The 19,672-nt window shown below is 46.6% G+C and carries 13 protein-coding genes; 4 read left to right on the forward strand and 9 right to left on the reverse strand.

The features are described 5' to 3' along the window. Positions 1–3: 3 nt before the first annotated feature. Genes SIO70_RS21190 through SIO70_RS21205 form a run of 4 tightly spaced genes read right to left on the reverse strand, consistent with a single transcriptional unit; the run spans position 4 to position 4,819 of the window. Positions 4–1,449 (reverse strand): aldehyde dehydrogenase family protein, encoded by a 1,446-nt coding sequence (locus tag SIO70_RS21190; protein WP_320574085.1) that lies wholly within the window; start codon positions 1,447–1,449, stop codon positions 4–6. Further along, positions 1,418–2,659, reverse strand: coding sequence for a phosphonoacetate hydrolase (gene phnA / locus SIO70_RS21195; RefSeq protein ID WP_320574087.1), 1,242 nt, complete (start codon positions 2,657–2,659; stop codon positions 1,418–1,420). The genes SIO70_RS21190 and phnA overlap by 32 nt, the downstream gene beginning before the upstream one ends. A gap of 4 nt (positions 2,660–2,663) precedes the next feature. After that, positions 2,664–3,563 carry an alkaline phosphatase gene (locus SIO70_RS21200; protein ID WP_320574089.1) on the reverse strand — a complete coding sequence of 300 codons (900 nt, stop codon included), beginning with the start codon at positions 3,561–3,563 and terminating at the stop codon, positions 2,664–2,666. Then, a complete protein-coding gene (locus tag SIO70_RS21205; RefSeq protein WP_320574091.1) occupies positions 3,560–4,819 on the reverse strand; it encodes an aspartate aminotransferase family protein in 1,260 nt (419 codons plus the stop codon). The genes SIO70_RS21200 and SIO70_RS21205 overlap by 4 nt, the downstream gene beginning before the upstream one ends. Positions 4,820–5,080: 261 nt before the next feature. On the opposite strand from SIO70_RS21205, the gene SIO70_RS21210 reads away from it, so the two are divergent. Further along, positions 5,081–6,361, forward strand: a complete 1,281-nt coding sequence (locus SIO70_RS21210; protein ID WP_320574093.1) for a DUF5690 family protein — start codon at positions 5,081–5,083, stop codon at positions 6,359–6,361. Here the strand turns inward: SIO70_RS21210 and SIO70_RS21215 are convergent. Further along, a complete protein-coding gene (locus SIO70_RS21215; RefSeq protein WP_320574094.1) occupies positions 6,332–6,904 on the reverse strand; it encodes an XRE family transcriptional regulator in 573 nt (190 codons plus the stop codon). The genes SIO70_RS21210 and SIO70_RS21215 overlap by 30 nt on opposite strands. Before the next feature lie 52 nt (positions 6,905–6,956). On the opposite strand from SIO70_RS21215, the gene SIO70_RS21220 reads away from it, so the two are divergent. From SIO70_RS21220 to SIO70_RS21230, 3 genes are all read left to right on the forward strand, one after another. Next, positions 6,957–7,337, forward strand: coding sequence for a hypothetical protein (locus tag SIO70_RS21220; protein WP_320574095.1), 381 nt, complete (start codon positions 6,957–6,959; stop codon positions 7,335–7,337). A 73-nt stretch (positions 7,338–7,410) separates the two neighbouring features. Continuing rightward, on the forward strand, positions 7,411–11,748 hold the full coding sequence (locus SIO70_RS21225) for a CusA/CzcA family heavy metal efflux RND transporter (protein WP_320574096.1): 4,338 nt from the start codon (positions 7,411–7,413) through the stop codon (positions 11,746–11,748). Between the two features lie 18 nt (positions 11,749–11,766). Further along, positions 11,767–12,900 carry an efflux RND transporter periplasmic adaptor subunit gene (locus SIO70_RS21230; RefSeq protein WP_320574097.1) on the forward strand — a complete coding sequence of 378 codons (1,134 nt, stop codon included), beginning with the start codon at positions 11,767–11,769 and terminating at the stop codon, positions 12,898–12,900. Positions 12,901–12,932: 32 nt separating this feature from the next. Here the strand turns inward: SIO70_RS21230 and SIO70_RS21235 are convergent, their stop codons facing one another. The 4 genes from SIO70_RS21235 to SIO70_RS21250 are packed head-to-tail and all read right to left on the reverse strand — an operon-like array spanning position 12,933 to position 19,666. Next, the gene (locus SIO70_RS21235; protein WP_320574099.1) at positions 12,933–14,273 is read right to left on the reverse strand and encodes an ATP-binding protein; all 1,341 of its coding nucleotides are present in this window, start codon (positions 14,271–14,273) and stop codon (positions 12,933–12,935) included. After that, on the reverse strand, positions 14,258–16,540 hold the full coding sequence (locus tag SIO70_RS21240) for a contractile injection system tape measure protein (protein WP_320574100.1): 2,283 nt from the start codon (positions 16,538–16,540) through the stop codon (positions 14,258–14,260). The genes SIO70_RS21235 and SIO70_RS21240 overlap by 16 nt, the downstream gene beginning before the upstream one ends. Then, the gene (locus SIO70_RS21245) at positions 16,524–18,893 is read right to left on the reverse strand and encodes a hypothetical protein (RefSeq protein WP_320574101.1); all 2,370 of its coding nucleotides are present in this window, start codon (positions 18,891–18,893) and stop codon (positions 16,524–16,526) included. Before SIO70_RS21245 ends, SIO70_RS21240 begins: the two co-directional genes overlap by 17 nt. After that, positions 18,893–19,666: a hypothetical protein gene (locus SIO70_RS21250; RefSeq protein ID WP_320574102.1), complete on the reverse strand. Its 774-nt coding sequence runs from the start codon at positions 19,664–19,666 to the stop codon at positions 18,893–18,895. The genes SIO70_RS21245 and SIO70_RS21250 overlap by 1 nt, the downstream gene beginning before the upstream one ends. Positions 19,667–19,672 lie beyond the last annotated feature (6 nt).

Consider the following 19,672-nt stretch of genomic DNA (forward strand, 5'->3'; position numbering starts at 1 on the left):
GTATTACCATGGCAGGGAATAAGTCTTGGTGAAACTGAAGGTCTTCATAGCTTCAGTGACACCTTCTTTGATACCCAGTCCTGAGTCTTTAATACCTCCGAAAGGAGAATGTTCTATACGATAACCCGGTACTTCGTTTATATTAACAGTACCGGCTTTGATATGTTTGATGGCGTACATGGCGTGTTGCAGGTTGGTTGTTACAACACCTGACGATAAGCCGTAAGCAGTGCTATTGGCAACGTTCACGGCGTCTTCGAGGTTTGCTACTGCCATTATCGGTGCGAGCGGACCAAATGCTTCCTGTACCACTATTTCAGCATTCCGCGGAACCTGTGTCAGGATTGCAGGTTGCAAAAGGGCGCCATTGCGGGTACCACCCTGTACTAAATTTGCACCTTGTGTCACGGCTTTTTCAATCAGTTGTTCCAGGTGAATGGCGGAAGCTTCGTCGATTACCGTACCTACAATTGTATTGGGATCGGCAGGATCGCTACAGACGTAAGTCTGGGTCTTTTTGATAAATCGGGACACAAATTCGTCATGGATATTTTCCTGTACCAATATACGCTTTACGGCGGTGCAGCGTTGGCCTGAATTGCGAAATGCACCTTCAGCGGCCAGGGTGACGGCCAGTTCCATATCCGCGTCGTCGAGTATGATCAGCGGATCATTGCCACCCAGTTCAAGGATCACTTTTTTGTAGCCGGCAGTTTGTGCAATGCGCTTACCCACCGCTACGCTACCAGTAAAAGAAACGACAGAAATTCTTGGATCACTAACCAGGATACCTGCTACCTCATGAGTAGGTCCCAGCAATACGCTGAGCATATGTGGCGGTAATCCGGCTTCATATAGTAATTCCACAAAGCGTACGGCAGTCAGCGGTGTTTTTTCAGAAGGCTTCAGGATCACGGGGGTACCGGCTGCTAATGCCGGTGCTACTTTGTGTGCCACCTGGTTCAGGGGATGATTAAAAGGGGTGATCGCAACCGCCAGTGGCAGGGGTTCCTGTACAGTGTAAATCTTTCTCGCTTTGCCTTGTGGAGAGACATCGCAGGATAAGACCTGACCGGGTTCCTGCAGGGCGGCAATAGCGGCAAACATGAGCACATCGATCGCTCTCCCCGTTTCGTACATGGCCTCCCGGATACAGAGACCCGATTCTGCGCTAATTAAAGCTGCAAATTCGGCTCTTCTGGCGCTTAATAGTATTTGGGCCTGATTCAATACCTGATAGCGCTCAAAATGGCTCATAATCGCTTTGGGCTGTAAAGCTGTTTCAATAGCGCGCAGTGTATCGGCTTCTTTTACCGTGGAGAGGGTACCAATCACCCTGTTATCGTAAGGGCTACGGATCGTGAGCTGATCCGTGCCCTCTATTATTTTGCCCGCCGCATAGCAATGCAGGGATAGTTTATTTACCGGTTCCATTAATTGTAAAATCAAATACATCAAAGTTGCGGGCATCACCTGCCGCTTTTCGCATATAGGTTGTATTCAGCGGGTGAGAAATGAGCAGTGGCACCATTTCCTCATAACGACCGCCATGAGAACGAAGTCCGCTATCCAGCGCACTCAGGTCATGGTGTGCAGGAGTACGGCCCAGCACAACATTGCGGGCGGACAATACCACCAGGTCACCGGTACGATCGGCAGGTTGTTCCAGGAGTCGTACAGCGGTTTCGCGGTCATACACTTCTGTAATACCCGGTTGTGCCAGCAACCAGCGGCCTATTTCATCTGTCCGGGAAGAATCTTTTAAATGCACGACTACATAAGAACCCAATGCGCCGTGATGTTTTACATAGGGATCGGTGATCGGGCAAATGACGCGGCTGCCTTTACCGAATTGTTCATCCAGCAGGGATTCCACATAGATTACATTCGGACTGCCATCAGGTAATTGTTTTGCATTCATACCATGATCTGCAGTAGCGCCTACGATGGCACCTGCTTCGAGCAACTGACCCAGTTCATGATCGATGGCAGCATAGAAATCTAAAGACTCAGGTGCTTCCGGCGCATAGGTGTGCTGCATAAAATCTGTCAGTGACAGGTACAGGAAATCGGCTCTGCCAGCACGCAGCAAAGCATTGCCAGCCCGTAAGACGAACAGGCTGGCATCTGCACTGTAAATGGCGGGTGTGGGTTGACCTGTCAATTGTTCTACATCATCGATGCCGTGTGTGGCTATAGTAGCTGCTGCTGCTTTCTCTGCAGAAAACGCAATGCCTTGCATATTATGTGATAATATATCGCGCAACTTCTCTTTCGCTGTGACCACCGCCACTTTTCTACCTGCATTTGCTGCTGCTGCCAGCAGGGTTTCTGCACGTAAGTAAGAAGCGGAATTCATCATCACTTCCTGGTCCAGTGTTGCATCATAGAAAAAGTTGCCACAGATACCGTGTACAGCAGGTGTAACCCCCGTGACGATAGACGAATTATTCACGTTAGTAAAAGAGGGCAATGCCCCTCTGACCATTCCCCTGTAGCCTTGTTGAGTCATCTTTTTCAGGTGAGGCATGTGGTCAAAAGCGAGTGAAATGTCCAGGTATTCATCGGCAGAACCATCCAGGCAGATCACTACAATGGGGGCCGCTGGCGGTTGGTAAGTAATGCCATTCGCAGTAAAGGATAAGGTGGATATAGACATGAGATTAGTTTTGTGGTTCTGAAAATCCTTCAAAAGCGCTCTTTACAGGGCGGCCTATCCAGGCATAAGGTTGCCTGGCATGCAGGGCAAATGCAATGGTGGCAGCCAGGTCGTATGTGTATACAGGTTGTGTGATCACATAACCGGGTTTTACATCTTTGCCAGAAAAGATCATGGCAATTTCGGCTTCTTCCGGTGTGGCGCCGCCATGACTTTTGCCTTTACCACCATGGTCTGCGGTGATGATCACCAGTGTGTTTGGTGGAATGCTTTCCATGATGCGGCCAATGAGTGAATCGGTTTTGGCAACTGCCTGGTAGTATAAGGGAGAACCATGGCCATATTCATGGCCCGCATGGTCTACGTGATCGAAGTGAACAAAGGCAAAGAGTGGTTTCTCTGCACGGATATATTGAATAAAATCAGTAGCGGTGGAGTCTTCAGTATTGAAATGACGGTCATGACTAACGGCTTTCTTTTCGAACAGGCGGCCAAAGTCGTCCCAGTGGTATACCGCGCCGATATTGGCTTTGGGGTATTGCTGGTGAAGTACGCCAAATATTGTAGGGAAGATACCTTCGTCATTGGCTACTACCGGTGGCAGCGAATGTTTGTCGCGTTGCCAGTCATTGTCCGTAATGCCATGTTGTTCAGGACCCGCACCCATGATCATACTGGCCCAGTTGGGACTACTGCTGCTGGGTAGTACAGTCCTTACATTCCACTTTACGGCGCCGTGGGCGATGAGGTTATGCATCACAGGTGTTTTTGCCTGTTTGATCCCATCAGGGCTCATGCCATCTACCCCGATGATGATGACGTGTTCGATACCTTTAGGCAGTTTCTCCTGTGCTTTCAGGAAAGTCGGCAATAATAAGATACAGCCAGTCAAAAGTTTTTTCATATAGCGTTGATTATGATGTCCAGAGCGTGGTCCATTTCTTCTTTGGTAGTGATCAGGGGTGGGTATAGCGATAATACCTTGCCACTGGATACTTTGAAACTAAGACCCTGCTCCAGGCAGCGGTACAATGCCTGCTCAGCATTGTCCGCTTCTATTGCCCAGAGCATTCCTTTGCCTCGTGTAGAATAACTTTTCAGGCGGGAACGGATATGTGCTTCCATTTCCATTACGTGATCCAATACCTTATATTCTTCCATGTAGTCCAGTGCAGCCAGCGCGGCGGCGGCGCCTAATGGGTTCTTTTCATGGGTATAATGCCCCAGTGATATATGTGCGGCTTTATTAAATTCTTCTTTACAGAGCATGGCGGCCATGGGTACCAGCCCTGCGCCCAGTCCTTTTCCTAATACAACAATGTCGGGTATGATATCGTATTGCTGCCAGGCGTAGAGGGTGCCGGTACGACCCATGCAGATAGGGATTTCGTCCAGTATCAGCAGCACCCCATGGCGGGTACAGATCTCTCTCAGTCTTTTCCAGTATTGAACAGATGGAATGATCACGTCTGTGCTGCGAATGGTTTCGGCTACCAATGCGCCGATATCGCCTTCTTTTTCGATGACGTATTCAATGTAGTCTACATAGGCCATTTCATCTTTCCAGATGCCTCGTTGTGTATCTGGTGGCGGAACATGGATATTACCGGGTAAGAGGGGCCCGATATCCTGGTGAAACTGGTATTCCCCACCTACGGAGATGCTATCCATGGAGGCGCCGTGGAAGGAATCGTACATAGAGATGGTCTTGTATTTTCCTGTAACCACGCGGGCGAGTTTTAATGCCATTCCGATGGCGGAGGTGCCACCCGGCGCAAATAATACCCTGCTTAAGTCTCCTGTAGTCAGTCTTTCCGCAAGCCGGATAGCTGGTTGGTTGGTAAACCTCCTGGGAGAGAAAGCAAGGGTATCCATTTGCGCTTTCACCCTGTCCGTGATGTATTTATTCTGGTAACCGAGTTGGTGGACGCTGTTACCATGGAAGTCCATGTATTTTTTACCCTGTTGGTTGATGATGTATATGCCGGTTGCGCCGGATAGTACATCCATGCAGGGGGTAGAGAGTGACTGGTGTAGGAATACTTTTGCATCTGCAGCCAGTAGTTCGGTTGTGGCGGGGTCTGTGTGCCGGGTCATCCATTGCTGGCGACTTTCTGATAGGTTTATATCCCCTTCTTTTGATGAGAATTGCGATTGCATGTTGGCAAATATCTAAAAGAAATTGTTTAGTTGGGCTTAACAAATTGTTAAGTAATAGTAAATTTATGAATTAGCTGCGATTTACTAATACTAAACATTGGTAAATTTCCCGTGTTTGTCGCATGAAAATTCACCGGGATGGTTATTATGAGGCTGTAGAGGAGACTGGTAGGTAAAAAAGACTTAATTTTTAATTAATGTTGGCTTAACCTAATCTCAACTTTTGTAAAATATATTTACAAATATTAAACTTTCTCGCCTATGCATCGTTTACTTAAAAATGCTTCCGGCCCCTGGTTCACCATCTGGTGCCTGGTTGCTTCTTTTGGCACTTACTTTTGTATGTATGCTTTTCGTAAACCGATGTCTACAGGTCTATATTCCGAATACACACTATTTGGGATGGGGTACAAATCTATCCTGATCATTTCGCAGGTACTGGGGTATATGACTTCCAAATTCATAGGGATCAAAGTCATTTCTGAACTGCGGCCGGCAGCGAGGATAAAGCTCATTATTGGGTTGGTAGGTTTTTCAGCTATTGCCCTGTTATTTTTTGGTCTTGTACCTTATCCCTATAATTTCATTTTCCTGTTTTTCAACGGTCTCCCATTGGGGATGATCTGGGGTGTAGTTTTTAGTTTCCTCGAAGGCCGTAAATACACTGAAATGTTATCCATTGGGCTCAGTATCAGTATTATTGCGGCAAGTGGTATATTAAAAACCTCCTACCTGGAAGTTCATAGCCTTTTTCCAAATATCTCAGAGTTCTGGCTCCCCTTTATTATTGGCGCCATCGCATTTCCTTTCTTTTGCTTTTTTGTGTGGATGCTTTCTGTTATTCCCGCTCCTTCCGAAGCAGATAAAGCATTACGTGCAGAACGACCACCCATGACGCAGGCAGACAAAACGAATGTGCTCCGCCAGTATGGGCCAGGTATTGCCTGTATCATGATCGTCTATTGTATGCTTGCTACCATGCGCGATTTCAGGGATAACTTTTCCGTAGAGATCTGGAATGAACTTGATGCACACTGGAACAAAACTGTCCTCGCCCAAACCGAAGTAATCTGTAGCATTTTTGTGCTCCTGGCTGTCGGCGCACTCAGTTTAATCAAGAATAATGAAAAAGCTTTTCATGTAACTATGGGGGTAATCATTGCTGGTATTGGTATGGGAGGTATTAGTACCTTATTATATCATGTACACCTCATCTCCGGATTTAGCTGGATGTTGTGGTTGGGCATGGGACTATTTTTATCATATGTGCCCGTTCAGGTCGCTCTCTTTGAAAGGATGATTGCGCTGTTTCACATCCGTGCAAACGCCGGATATTTTGTATACCTCTGCGATGCTCTTGGCTACCTCGGCAGTGTTGGAATACTCTTCTATAAGGAATTCTTTGCTAAAACAGTGAAGTGGTCGGATACAATGGCCCAGTTTAGCTGCATAATGACCCTGGGTGGTGGGGTACTTTTGATTATGGGTATGTTGTTTTTTAAAAAACTCCTGTTAAATAAAGAAGTAAGCTACCAGAATTAAGGCAGTATCCTCCCCGATATTGGCTGGTCGATGTCCCTGTCTGCCATCAAAAAAAATGGAATCACCAGCATATAAGGTGTGTTTCTCATTGTTGATCAGGTACTCAACGGTGCCCTGTACAATATATTTATATTCGTAGGCCTCTGTCTTGACCATATTTGTTCTTTTGGCGCCTGGCTTCAGTTCCAGCATCACGATGTCTACCGGGAAGTTCTTCAGGTTGCGCGTCATAATGCGCTTGTACTTAAACCCTTTTGTCTTTTCCTTTTCGAATTCATAGTAGTCTTCGCTCCGCTTCACAATCACATGCGATGCGGTCGCCTGTTGCTCGATGCCTTTGAAAAATTCATTCAGGTCCAGATCCAGCGAAGTAATAATATTCATCAATACCAGCAGGGAAGGAATAGTACGGTTATTCTCGATCTGTGAAATAAGGCCTTTGCTCACATCGGCCTTGCTGGCCAGTTCCTGCACAGTGATCCCTTTAGCTTTACGAATCTCTTTAATCTTGTTTCCGATTTGTATCAGTATATCTTCCTGCATAATTTAAGATAAGGCTTCGGAGTAAAGATAGAATATTTATCTTTGCTCTGTCGTGGGAAAATTACGCCTGTACATATTAATGGGTCTCTTTACGCTGCACACCCTCTCCTTTGACCAGCTCATGAAGCTGCCGGTACTGGTGATGCACTATATTGAGCATCGCGCACAAGATGGAAATCTGAGCGTGGTGGAGTTTCTTTCGATGCACTACTGTGGGAAGGATGACAATGACGGTGACCAGGAACGTGATAACCAGTTGCCCTTCAAAAAAGTAAGTACCACAACCGTTCATCAGGTATTCATACCATTCGCTAAAATTACAAATCTCAAACTACAGGCGGCAACCAATATTACTATAAAATATCCGGAGCCGGATCACGATCGACTGCCCAATCCTGCAACCAGTGCCCTTTTCCGTCCTCCACGGGTATAATCGCTTCTTACATATTTATTTGCTAAGGAAGGTCGCCTTCCTGAAATTTCTATTTGATCGAATCTGATATATTATGCTTAATAAAATAATTAGCTTTTCTGTAAAGAATAAGCTGATCATTGGGCTTTTTGTAATTGCCCTTATCGGCTGGGGCACTTTTGAAGTCACCCGTTTACCCATCGATGCAGTGCCCGATATTACGGACAACCAGGTGCAGGTAATTACAGTATCTCCTGCTCTTGGCGCCCCGGATGTAGAGCGACTGATTACCTTTCCGATTGAACAATCCTGTAGTAATATACCGGGTCTGAAACAACTCAGAAGCTTTTCCCGCTTTGGTTTGTCGCTCGTTACTGTCGTTTTCAACGACGAGACCGACATTTATTGGGCCCGCCAACAGATTGCCGAGCGACTGGCACAGGTGCAGGATGCTATTCCTAATGGCATAGGAAAGCCTGAAATGGCACCGGTGACCACCGGGCTTGGTGAGATCTACCAATACGTTGTAAGGCCCAAAAAGGGGTATGAAGGTAAATACACCCCTATGGACCTCCGTACCCTGCAGGACTGGACAGTGCGCCGTCTGCTGCTCGGTACACCTGGTGTGGCAGATGTAAGTAGTTTTGGTGGTGAACTGAAGCAATACGAAATCGCTGTACGGTCCGAACAACTCAAAGCTTACGGCCTTACCATCGCTGATGTATTTAACGCACTGGAAAAGAATAACGAGAATACCGGTGGTGCCTATATTGAAAAAGGCCCTACCGTACTTTATATCCGAAGCGAAGGTCTGACGGGAAGTATTGCTGACATTGAAAAGATTGTTGTAAAGAATCTCAGCAACGGTGTACCCCTGCTTATCCGCGATGTGGCAGAAGTACGTTTGGGTGCTGCCACCCGCTATGGTGCTATGTGTTTTAATAAAGAAGGCGAGGTCGCAGGTGCAGTCGTGATGATGCTGAAAGGAGAAAATTCCTCTGCGGTGATCAAAAGAGTGAAAGAGAAGGTAGCACAAATACAAAAGGCTTTGCCGGAGGGGGTGGTCATAGAGCCATTCCTGGATCGTACCAAAATGGTGAACAATGCTATTCAGACTGTTGAGCACAATCTGATGGAAGGTGCGCTCATCGTGGTATTTGTGCTGGTGTTCTTTTTGGGTAATATCAGGGCTGGGCTGATAGTATCTTCCGTAATTCCCCTCTCCATGCTGTTCGCCATTATCCTGATGAACAAGTTTGGAGTAGGTGGTAACCTGATGAGTCTTGGTGCGATTGACTTCGGATTGATCGTAGATGGTACCGTGATCGTAGTGGAAGCAATTCTGCATCGGTTTTCACATTCTAAGTTATCGAACATCACGCAGGAGCAGATGGATACGGAGGTGAATAAAAGCACGGGAACGATGATCCGATCCGCTGTATTCAGTCAGATCATCATCCTCATTGTATATATTCCGATCCTCTCCCTGCAGGGAATTGAAGGTAAGATGTTCAAACCAATGGCATTTACCGTGGCATTTGCCATTTTGGGCGCATTCCTGCTTTCCATTACATATGTACCGATGATGAGCGCCCTGTGTCTGAATAAAAAGCTCTCTCATAAGGCCTCACTGGCCGATAAAATGATGGCACGCCTGGAACGGTTTTATCAACCGCTGTTGAGCCGTGTAATGAACTTTCCAAAGACTATTATTGCAGGTTGCGTGGTATTGATGGCAGCAGCAGTGATCATACTCGGACAAATGGGTGGTGAGTTTATCCCACAATTGGAAGAAGGTGACTTTGCCGTAGAAACCCGCCTGCTTACAGGTAGTAACCTGAAAACGACTATTCATGCTACGCAGCAGGCCTCTGGTATTTTATTGAAAGAATTCCCTGAAGTAGAAAAGGTCGTGACGAAAATAGGTAGTGCGGAAATTCCTACAGACCCTATGCCGCTGGAAGCAGCAGATATGATGGTGATCCTGAAAGATAAAAAGTTATGGACCTCTGCAAAGACCTTCCCGGAATTGTCTCAGAAGATGACGGAAGCACTCTCTGTGGTACCGGGTCTCAGCGTTGGATTTCAGTTTCCTGTACAGATGCGTTTCAATGAATTGATGACAGGTGCCCGTCAGGATGTGGTGTGTAAGATCTTTGGTGAAGATCTTGACTCACTCGCATTCTATGCGAACAAGCTGGGTGAGGTCATCCACACTGTGAAAGGCGCGGTGAATATTTATATAGAGAGCGTAACCGGTATGCCACAGATCGTGATCAATTACAACCGGGATGCCATGGCCCGCTATGGGCTCAATGTAAGCGACATAAACAGGGTTGTGAATGCGGCCTTTGCTGGTCAGCGTGCGGGTGTGGTTTATGAGGGCGAGAAGCGATTTGACATGGTGGTGCGGTTAGCCGGTGAAGCAAGACAGAACATCTCTGATGTAGAAAACCTGCTGGTGCCAGCTGCCAATGGTATGCAGATACCACTTTACCAGGTGGCGGAAATCAAAGAGATCGAAGGACCGAACCAGATTCAGCGTGAAAATACCCGCCGTCGTATCATTGTCGGTTTCAACGTAAATGGTCGTGACGTACAGACCATTGTACAGGAGCTGCAACAGAAGGTAGCTGCGGAGGTGAAACTGCCTTTAGGATACTCTATTGTATACGGTGGCGCTTTCGATAACCTGACTAATGCCAAACAGCGTTTAGCTATCGTAGTGCCGATCGCGTTATTGCTGATCTTCCTGTTATTATATTTTGCTTTCCAGTCTGTGAAACAGGGTTTGCTTATTTATACAGCGATTCCATTGTCTGCTATCGGGGGCATCTTTGCTTTATGGATACGTGATATGCCGTTTAGTATCTCTGCCGGCGTGGGTTTTATTGCGCTCTTTGGCGTGGCGGTATTGAATGGTATCCTGCTGGTGAATGAATTTAACAGGTTGAAGAGTGAAGGCTGGCATGACGTACGCCGTATTGTGATCCATGCGACCAAGGCTAAACTGCGTGCGGTATTGATGACAGCATTGGTACCATCACTGGGATTTATTCCGATGGCCGTCAGTGCAGGTGCTGGTGCAGAAGTACAGAAACCACTGGCCACCGTGGTGATCGGTGGTTTGATCATATCTACTATGCTAACACTTTTTGTATTACCCGTATTATACATCCTTTTTGAAAAAGGATTCCGTTTTTATAAAAAAGGGGTTGCTGTGGGCATACTTTTGTTGGTTGGAACAGCCGTGAATGCGCAACAAAAGGTTGGCTTGCAGGAATCACTGGATCTGGCGGTAAAAAATAACCTGCATATCAAAGCAGCTAAATCAGGGGAAGATTATTATGCGATGTTGCGCAAGAGCAGTTTCAATCCTGAGAAGACACAAATAGGTGCGGAATATGGCCACATCAACAGTATGGCGAATGATAACCGGTTCACCATCTCCCAGGGGATTTATTTTCCAACTGTGTACAAGCGCCAGCGTGATCTGGGTATTGCACAATGGCAGATCAGTCAGGCCAGTACCCGTAACATGGAGAATGAGTTGAAGGCAAAGGTGAAATCTACCTTCTACCTGCTGCTGGTATTACAGGAAAAACAGCGACTGCTTCAAAACGCGGATAGCATATATGCGGCCTTTGTAGCCAAAGCGACCTTGCGACTCAAAACAGGTGATACCGATGCACTGGAAAAAGCGACGGCAGAAAACCAGCGCTTACAAATCGCTTCGCAACTGGCCATCCTGCAAACAGATTATAACGCCGCATTACAGTTGTTCCGTGTGTTGCTAAATAGCACGACGCCTGTGGTTCCAGCAAGTGATACTTTGGTATACCACCCGGCAGCACTGCCAGACAGCAATAGCCTGAACAACTCCCCTATCCTGCAACTGCAACAACGACACCTCGATGCGACCAGTGCCGAATACAAACTGGAAAAGAGCAGATTGCTGCCTTCTATTAATTTAGGTTTTGCAAATACCAGCATTATCGGTTACCAGAATGTAACGGGAACTGACAGGTATTACGGTAGCGACACCCGGTTCTCCGCAGTCAGTGCAGGTGTAGGCATTCCTATCTTTGGTGGTGCGCAGCGTGCGCGTATCAAGGCAGGTAATATCCTCATTCAACAGCAGCAACAGGAAATGGCAGCTAATAAACAGCAACTGGACCAGGAACTGAACCGGGCATTGACCAGCTATTACCGCTACCAGGAGCTGTTAGCATCATATATTTCTATCCAATTGCCCAATGCCGGTATACTGATCGAAGGTGCGAACAAACGATTGTATAGTGGAGAAAGCAGTTACCTCGAATGGACGATCCTGATCAATCAGGCCATCGAAACACGCAGCAACTATTATAATCTGATCATAGAAACTAACGATGCCGCTTTTGCCATCGAGAAAATCAGCGGAATTAACTAACTCATTTAAATACTCAACATGCGGGATATATTAAACGTTCTTGCAGGCTCACTAATCATCATTACCGGCTGTCACTCTTCATCCGGTAATAAGGAAGCGACCAAAACGGGAGCTGTAGATAGCAGCAATATCGTACAATTGTCAGCTATACAGGTAAAGAATGCAGGTATCATCACCGGCAAGCCTGAACTGAAACAGATGCATACCTCACTACGGGTGAACGGTGTGATCGACGTACCTCCTCAAAACCTTGTGTCTATCAGCATCCCACTGGGTGGGTATCTGAAGACCATGAACCTGCTGCCGGGTATGCAGGTAAAGAAAGGACAAATATTGGCTGTGCTGGAAGATCCGCAGTATGTACAGTTACAGGAGGACTACCTTGTGGCAAAAAACAAGCTGACCTTCCTTGAAGCAGATTTTGCCCGCCAGCAGGAGCTGAACCAGTCCAAGGCGAACAGCGACAAGGTATTGCAACAGGTAAAGAGCGACTATGAAAGCCAGAAGGTGATCGTACGTGCTCTCTCCGAGAAACTGCACCTGATCAACATCAATCCGGCAACCCTGCAATCATCAACCATTAGCCGCCAGATCAGCATTCCCGCACCCATCAGTGGGTTTGTAAGAAAGGTGAATGTAAACACCGGCAAGTATGTAGCACCTACTGATGTGTTGTTTGAACTGATGGATCCGGCGGACCTGCACCTGAGTCTTACTGTATTTGAGAAAGACCTTTCTCAGATCAGTCATGGGCAGGATGTGATTGCCTGGGCAAATGACGGCAGTGAAAAATACCAGGCGGAAGTACACTTTATTACACAGGGGGTAGATGAAACACATGCTGCAGAAGTGCACTGTCATCTAAAGAAATACGACAAACGACTGGTACCGGGTATGTTTATGAATGCTGAAATTGCCTTGAACAATGCGCAGGTAAAAGCATTACCGGATGCTGCGATTGTAAAGTGGCAGGGTAAAAACTATGTGTTCAAAGCAGATACCGGCTATATGTATACCATGGTGCCTGTAGAACCCGGCGCGCATACTGATGGTTTTACTGAAATCAAAACTGAATTACCTGAAGGAGAATATGTGATAAACAATGCTTATCCTGTGCTCATGAAAATGAAGAATAGCGGAGAGGATGAATAATAAAAACAGGGGCTGGCATTTTTTGCCAGTCCCTAAATTGTTTTTCCTTCTTTTCCAAACTCCTTCCTGATCCCTGCCAATATATCTTTTTGTAAGATGGATGTATCGCCTCTTTTTATAGCAGCGAGACAACTATGCCGCGATACGTTGATAATAGCCCCACCAGTCATCTCATACTTTTTAGCCACCTCAGATAGCAGAGATGCGTCTTCCATGGTCACATGTGCGGGGAATGATTGTTGCCAGAGCCGTTCACGTTGAGCCGGCCCCGGTACAGGAAAATAAATCATCGACTGAAAGCGGCGACCAAACGCTTCGTCTATATTTGCTTTTAAGTTTGTAGCCAGTACCACCAATCCCGGAAAATCTTCGATCCTTTGTAACAGGTAAGCTACTTCCTGATTTGCATAGCGGTCATTAGAAGAGGTGGTGTTGCTTCTCTTCCCAAACAATGCGTCTGCCTCATCAAAGAATAGTATCCAGTTTTTATTGATGGCCTGATCAAATACACCCGCCAGGTTTTTCTCTGTCTCTCCTATGAATTTTGATACGACCATGGATAGGTCAATACGGTATACATCCAGCCCGAAGGTCTTACCCAACAGGCAGGCTGTTAATGACTTGCCGGTACCGGGAGGTCCATAAAACAATGCCCTGTAGCCGGGTTTGATCTTGTTACTCATTTTCCAGTCCTGCAGCAGTGTCTGTCCGTATTCAACCCAGGTTCTAATTTCATCGACTTCGGCCATGGTTCGTTCATCCAGTACCAGGTCGTTCCAGTCCAGCCCCGTTTCAATTCTTTTGGCAGGAAAGTGTATACTGTAGTCAGGTTTATGAGGTGTACCTAAGGTGAAATAACTGAGGTATTCATTCGTGACCTGCAATGCGCCACTAAAGAATGGTTCATCTGCATGTGCGGGTTGAATACGCAGGATATTATGTTTGGCAAAGAAATGATCGGGGCCTAATAACTGATGCAACAGGAATCGCTGTTCCAGCTGATCGCCTGCTATTACAAAAGCGGCGGTTTCTCCGGTAGGCAGAAAGCCCCCGTGTTGCAGGCCTTTGATACCTCCAAATTCAGTAAACCCTCTATCGTAAGTGCTGTTCCTGAGATAAAAGATATCCAGCAGCTGTGGTTGGATATGCGGAGCGAGTGCGAGTAATAATAAGATCCTTTCGGGGATGGTGACATTGTAGTGTTGCAGGATCCGCGCGTACACTGAATCATCGGAAGGTAATGCCGGTGGCGCAGGGAATGATACAGTACTTTTTTCAAAGTATTGCTGCATGCGAACTTCCAGTACCTCTCTGAGCCACGCAAACTCCTGTTGTAAAACGGTGGCATTAGAACTGATCAGCAGGGTGTCCATTCCGTATAAAAGAATTTATCTGTCCAGGAAGTTTTGATCATACCATAACTCCATGGCAGGGTTTGTAAAATAATATCGTATCCCCGCGGGGTCACTTTTTGAAACCAGGCGTCCTGTGCCTGCCATACCAATCCTTCACGCTGTAGAAAGCTGGCGCGAAAACTGTCTACACTACTGTTTTTCATTTTCTCCCATTGCTGAATGGCGGCGTTGACGAGCTGGACGGCTAATTCCTTTTCAGGTGGCGTAATTTCAATTTCTGATGTCAATGGTTGTTCCAGCGGATAATTGCAAAGGATCTTATTTAGTACCAGTTCATGTTCCGCATGATCAGTCCTGCCATCTACCAGTAGCTGCAATAACCGAATGGCTCTTTGTTGCGCCATAGAATCTACGAATTTACCATTTTGCAATAATTGCAACCGGTTGAAGTAGGTATAGAAAAAAGGATGCAATAGTACCAATCCTGCATTGTTGATACGTATACCTTCCTGTTCTGATGTAGCCATCTTCTTCTTTGGAATTTCTGGTGTTACTGGCTGTAATATACGACGGGTTGCTCTTTCATCAAACTGTTTCAGGAAATCGTGTAAAGCCTTTTTATATTGCTCCACATCTTTCAGGATCAATTTCCCTCCCAGCCATTGCAGGTTAAAGATCCTGAATAAATGACGGATCCGTTCCCTTTCAATATTGTCGGCACCCAGCAGTACGAGTTCTTCCTGCATTTCCTTCAGTATATCCACCGAGAATAGGGGTGCATCTGCCAATAGTAACCAGAATTCTTCTTCTCTCAGTAAATGGGCAACTCGTTGTATAGCCGGTGCCGCCTGCAATACCTGTGTGTAAAATCGTTTTTTATCGATGGCTTTGCGCCAGATCTCTATAAAGCTATCCGGCTGGTGGTCATTCAATGTCTCCTGCAGGTAACGGATGGTATCCCGTTCTACATATTCTGCCAGTTGTTTTTGAATCTGTTCTTCCAATGGAGTGACTGGTCTGGCAAACAGCTGGTGCATTCTCAGGCGGATTTGGGGGAACCGCACCGACTTCTCCCAGAGGGAAAATAATAACACAGCTCTTTTCCTGTACAATAATATAACCGCCTGTTGCAACAGGCCATTCTGCAAACCGGGTTGGAGTTGTGTAAACCAATATGGCAGGGATTCACCGCCCAGGAATAAGGTGATCAGGAACACGGCCTGTTGCCATACCTCTTCCCTATCCGATTGATCCGGTATGGTGTCGTACCCGATCCATGATGCCGGCAGCGGTACGTTGGGACCATAGGGATCCAATATACGCCGAACCATGACATCTCCGGATGTGACGAGTAAAAAATACGCCAGTACCGATTCCCGTGTAGTCGCAATAGTAGGCGACACATCAGAGAATTTCTCTTCATACAGTTCCCTGATCAGGGCAGCCAGTGAACCTGCCGGTATTTCTTTTTTATAAAAGATCAATGCCTGTCTGAAAGTATACAGCAATCGTATATACCCGATATTGAAGTGATGCGCCAGTTGTTCCAGGTTACGGCGAATGAACGTCTTCCTGTTGAACTGACCACTGTTATCTGTTACGAGATAAGTGAGTACAAACAGCCACACCATTTTTTCAAATTCTTCCTGCGTGGCTTTAACCGCTGGCCGTTGCTGTTGCAGCATCAGCACATTGGCGATGTAACCGTAGATGAACTCCGCCTGATCCGGTTCCAGCAAGGTGATCAGCTTTTCCAGCGTATGGCGGGAAAAGTGGTAGACAATCCGACGCAGTACATAGTCTGTCTGACTAATGCCAATGATAAACCTGCCGAAACGATCCGGGGTAGTGGTGGTCAGCCGGATCATGTATTCATCCAGCAATGCGCCTTCGCTACTATCTGCCCACCATGGCAATGTACCTGTCAGCAGGTAATGTTCCAGCAAGGCATATAGTCGTTCCGTTTCATCTTTGAAGTACAGATTGCCGGTATCCTGTGTCACCAGTTCCAGCTTGCCTTCCAGTGCATCCCGGAGTGCTGCGATCATGCGATCCGTTATTTGCTGCTCAAAATTGTCATACGCCAGCTCACCCAGATCCAGTTCCAGCCGCTCTATCCACACACTTTCTCCGTTCGCGCCCAATTGGTTGAACAATGTGGCCGTGGCCGGTTCTATACTTTGATTGAACACGCGGCTGATCCTGTCCTGCAGTTCACCAGCCAGCTCCCTTTCTGTAAAGGTCGCATCCATCACTATCTGCTGTATCTTATGTGAGAAAGTCAAGTAATTTATCTTTATTGTCCTGATCAAAATAGGCGGTCTCAAATTTCCGCATATCATTTACGCCCAGCCATCGGAATTTCAATCTGTATTGTGTAGGTGTCAGGTCCCGGAACAGTGATTCGGTGAATCGTCTGAACTCTTCATACTGGCACCTGGCCGGCCATGCGGAGAGTACAATGGTAATATTAAACTTAAAGAAAGATTCAGGCAGCACATGCCAGGGAGTGGCCATCACAAAGAATTCTATATGCCCGCTTACATGCTCCAGGGCTTTTTCTCTATCTGCGAAGGTGAGGTGTTGTGCTTCTTTCAACACTTCTCCTTTACTGTTTTTGACCCTGAAACCATAGACAGGATCTGTAAACAAGGGTTTGAGCAGGGTATGTTCCACCACATAAAACCCTTCTGATTGTATACTGATGTTTTTGAGATGCCGGATCATGGCTATTTGTGCATCGAGGGCTGCCTGCCGGGTGGTATGCCGGGCTACTGCCTGCCAGGTGTGTTGACCGGGCGATTTGTATAATACAAGATAATGATCGTGGTTTTCCACAATTTTATAATGTACCGGATCAATACCATACCTGAGTAAATGCAGCGGCTGATGCCCGAAATAATAACCCTCTTCATCCGGTGGAATTTCACTTACCACATGTATTGTCTCATCGGATACATACACCGTAAATTCCTCCGAAGGATGATCATTAGTGATACTCAGGTGGGATTTCTCAAATACGGCCGTCAGTCGTTCGTCCTGTTCCTGGTGAAAGTACAATAACTGACGCAGGGCTTCCTGATACCCACCAGCTTCTGCCTGCATACGTGCATACATCAAATCGGGCAGTTTCTTGAGCAATCCTGCCTTCCATTCCAGGGTGGTAATGCCTCCATATAGGCGCTGAAAAAGGGTAATTGGATATGGTAGCAGGGGCAGATTAAACCGGGCAATTAAATGGTCTAAAACAGCCTCTTTCCGTTCGTCCGAATTTCCGGCCTGTGGCAATGCATCCAGGTATCCCGGATCCAATAGTTGTGCTATATCCGGCACGTCATCCAGGGATTGGGAAAAATAGGTAGGTTTCTCCGCAGGGGAAAAGAATTGGCTGATATTGCCCAGCTGCGCCGCATAATTGGCCAGTACCTGCTCAAAAAACAACAAATATCCCTTTAATTGCTTCGCCTGTGCTTTTCTTGCATTTGTTTCATCTTTGGAAATGCCTTCCCGTCCTATCCCATAAATAGCAGGAAAAAAATGCTGTATAGAATAATACTTGCCCAGGTCTCGGTATGCACTCTGTAGCGTAGTATCGATCATGGCTACCTGCTGTCCTGTATAATGGCGTTTCCGGATTTCCTTGATCCGCTCGAATACATTCCAGAAAAGTGCGTCCTGCGAATGATGTTCATACTGATCACTAACGATGCTGATATCATTCATGCTATTACTGATATCGACGGACGCAAAATAACCGGATGGTATGCGCACCTGTTTGTTACTAAAGTTCTTACCATCCAGGGAGAGAGACAGATACTTCACCTGCAATACGCCATCCAGGCTTGAAATGGCTTTGATTAGTTCTGCAGGATCTACCTGTATCCTTAATGGTTTGAGATCTTCATCAGGAATAAAGCCGCCGGACAGCAAGGGCCCTGAGTAGATTTCTTCCGTGGTTTTTCCCATCGCGAGCAATTCAGCTTCTGAGAGAAATCTTACCGGGGGATGAATAGTCTGCTCAATCGTATTACAGATGTAAGCCAGCGTTTCCTTTACCTGTTGTTTGCCATCGACCAGTATTGCGGCCTTAATAGCTATGTTGAGGGGACGAAGTATCGTAATGTCTTCAAAGTTTTCTCCCAGGCTGCGGTACCGCATCAAACAACCTTTAACATCTTCTTTCAGCTGATCGTATTGACCGGTGGTGGTAATATTTTCATCGGGCTGTACCAATACATTGAAGATACCTTTACAGATTGTACTGCCAGACTTCGCAACCACGGGTTCTATCCACACCTGCTCTACACCCACTACCTGCCCAAGCAGGAGTTTGCAGAAATCGGCAGTGGTAACCGGACCTGAGCTCAGCACTTCTCCTTTGTTATAAAAGGCATGTGCCTTTGGATCGATATGTCCTGTGGGGCCGGCCAGAATTTCCTCTATAGGGAAACCTGTTTTGTACCGCAGGTCCGTCATCGCAAAGCACACCTGTTCCAGCATGGTCACCCCCGGATCATGAATGTTATAGTCCGTCCAGATATGGCCGGATAACTTTTGCACCATGCTCAGTGCCTCATCTCTCAGTTTCTCATAATCAGAGGGTCCCTCCTTTTTGATCTGTATAGGCTTACTGTTCATTAGTGATAACATTCAGCAGGTAAGAACGAAGTATCATCCCACAGTCGGGTGATCCTGTAATGAATTTCTACGCCTTTACCATAGTTGCTGTTTGTGCGCAACTGCAGGCTATAATTTTTTGTATTTCCTTTCCATCGCAGGCGTAGTCTGTTCCAGAAGAAACCATAGTATGCATCTGTACTACGAATGGTATTGCGCCCATTACCAAAGGCGCTCACAGCGATGGCATGCATGATGGCAAACCGGCCGGTATTCTTTATGCCGACTCTAGCCACCACCTCCATCGCCTGGCAATTATTGAGATCCTTCAGTATATCCTGCCATTTTCCATTGGCGGGTATCGTGCCACACATATAATTGCCTACACGGCCTTCCATGGCAATAAAACCATTGACCTGCAATCGGGTGTTTTCATCGCAGGGTGCTCCCACCCCCATACTGCCATTGGAATGTAGAAATACACTTTGCGCATCCCGCTTTACTTCTTCTGTTTCTGTGGTAAATGCCTGCATACGCAGGGCCGGGCTGGTGCGCTCATCTTTTTCCATCATGAAAAATGGCGACTGATCGTTTGTATTACGGTAAAAGCTGATCAATTTGGTAGAAGTACCCAACGCCTTTACCTGTAAGCCATTTTCTTCATCTTTCGCAAACCCGTCTTCCTGCTTATTGATGGCAGAATCAATCAGGAAGGCAAAATGGATTTCCGTAGGGACTTTCCCATTTTTAAAATGCTCTTTCAGCTCTTCTCTGCCTAAGGTTTTAGATGCCATAATGTA

Origin of the sequence: Chitinophaga sancti, assembly GCF_034087045.1 — a bacterium.
Classification (GTDB): Bacteria; Bacteroidota; Bacteroidia; order Chitinophagales; family Chitinophagaceae; genus Chitinophaga; species Chitinophaga sancti_B.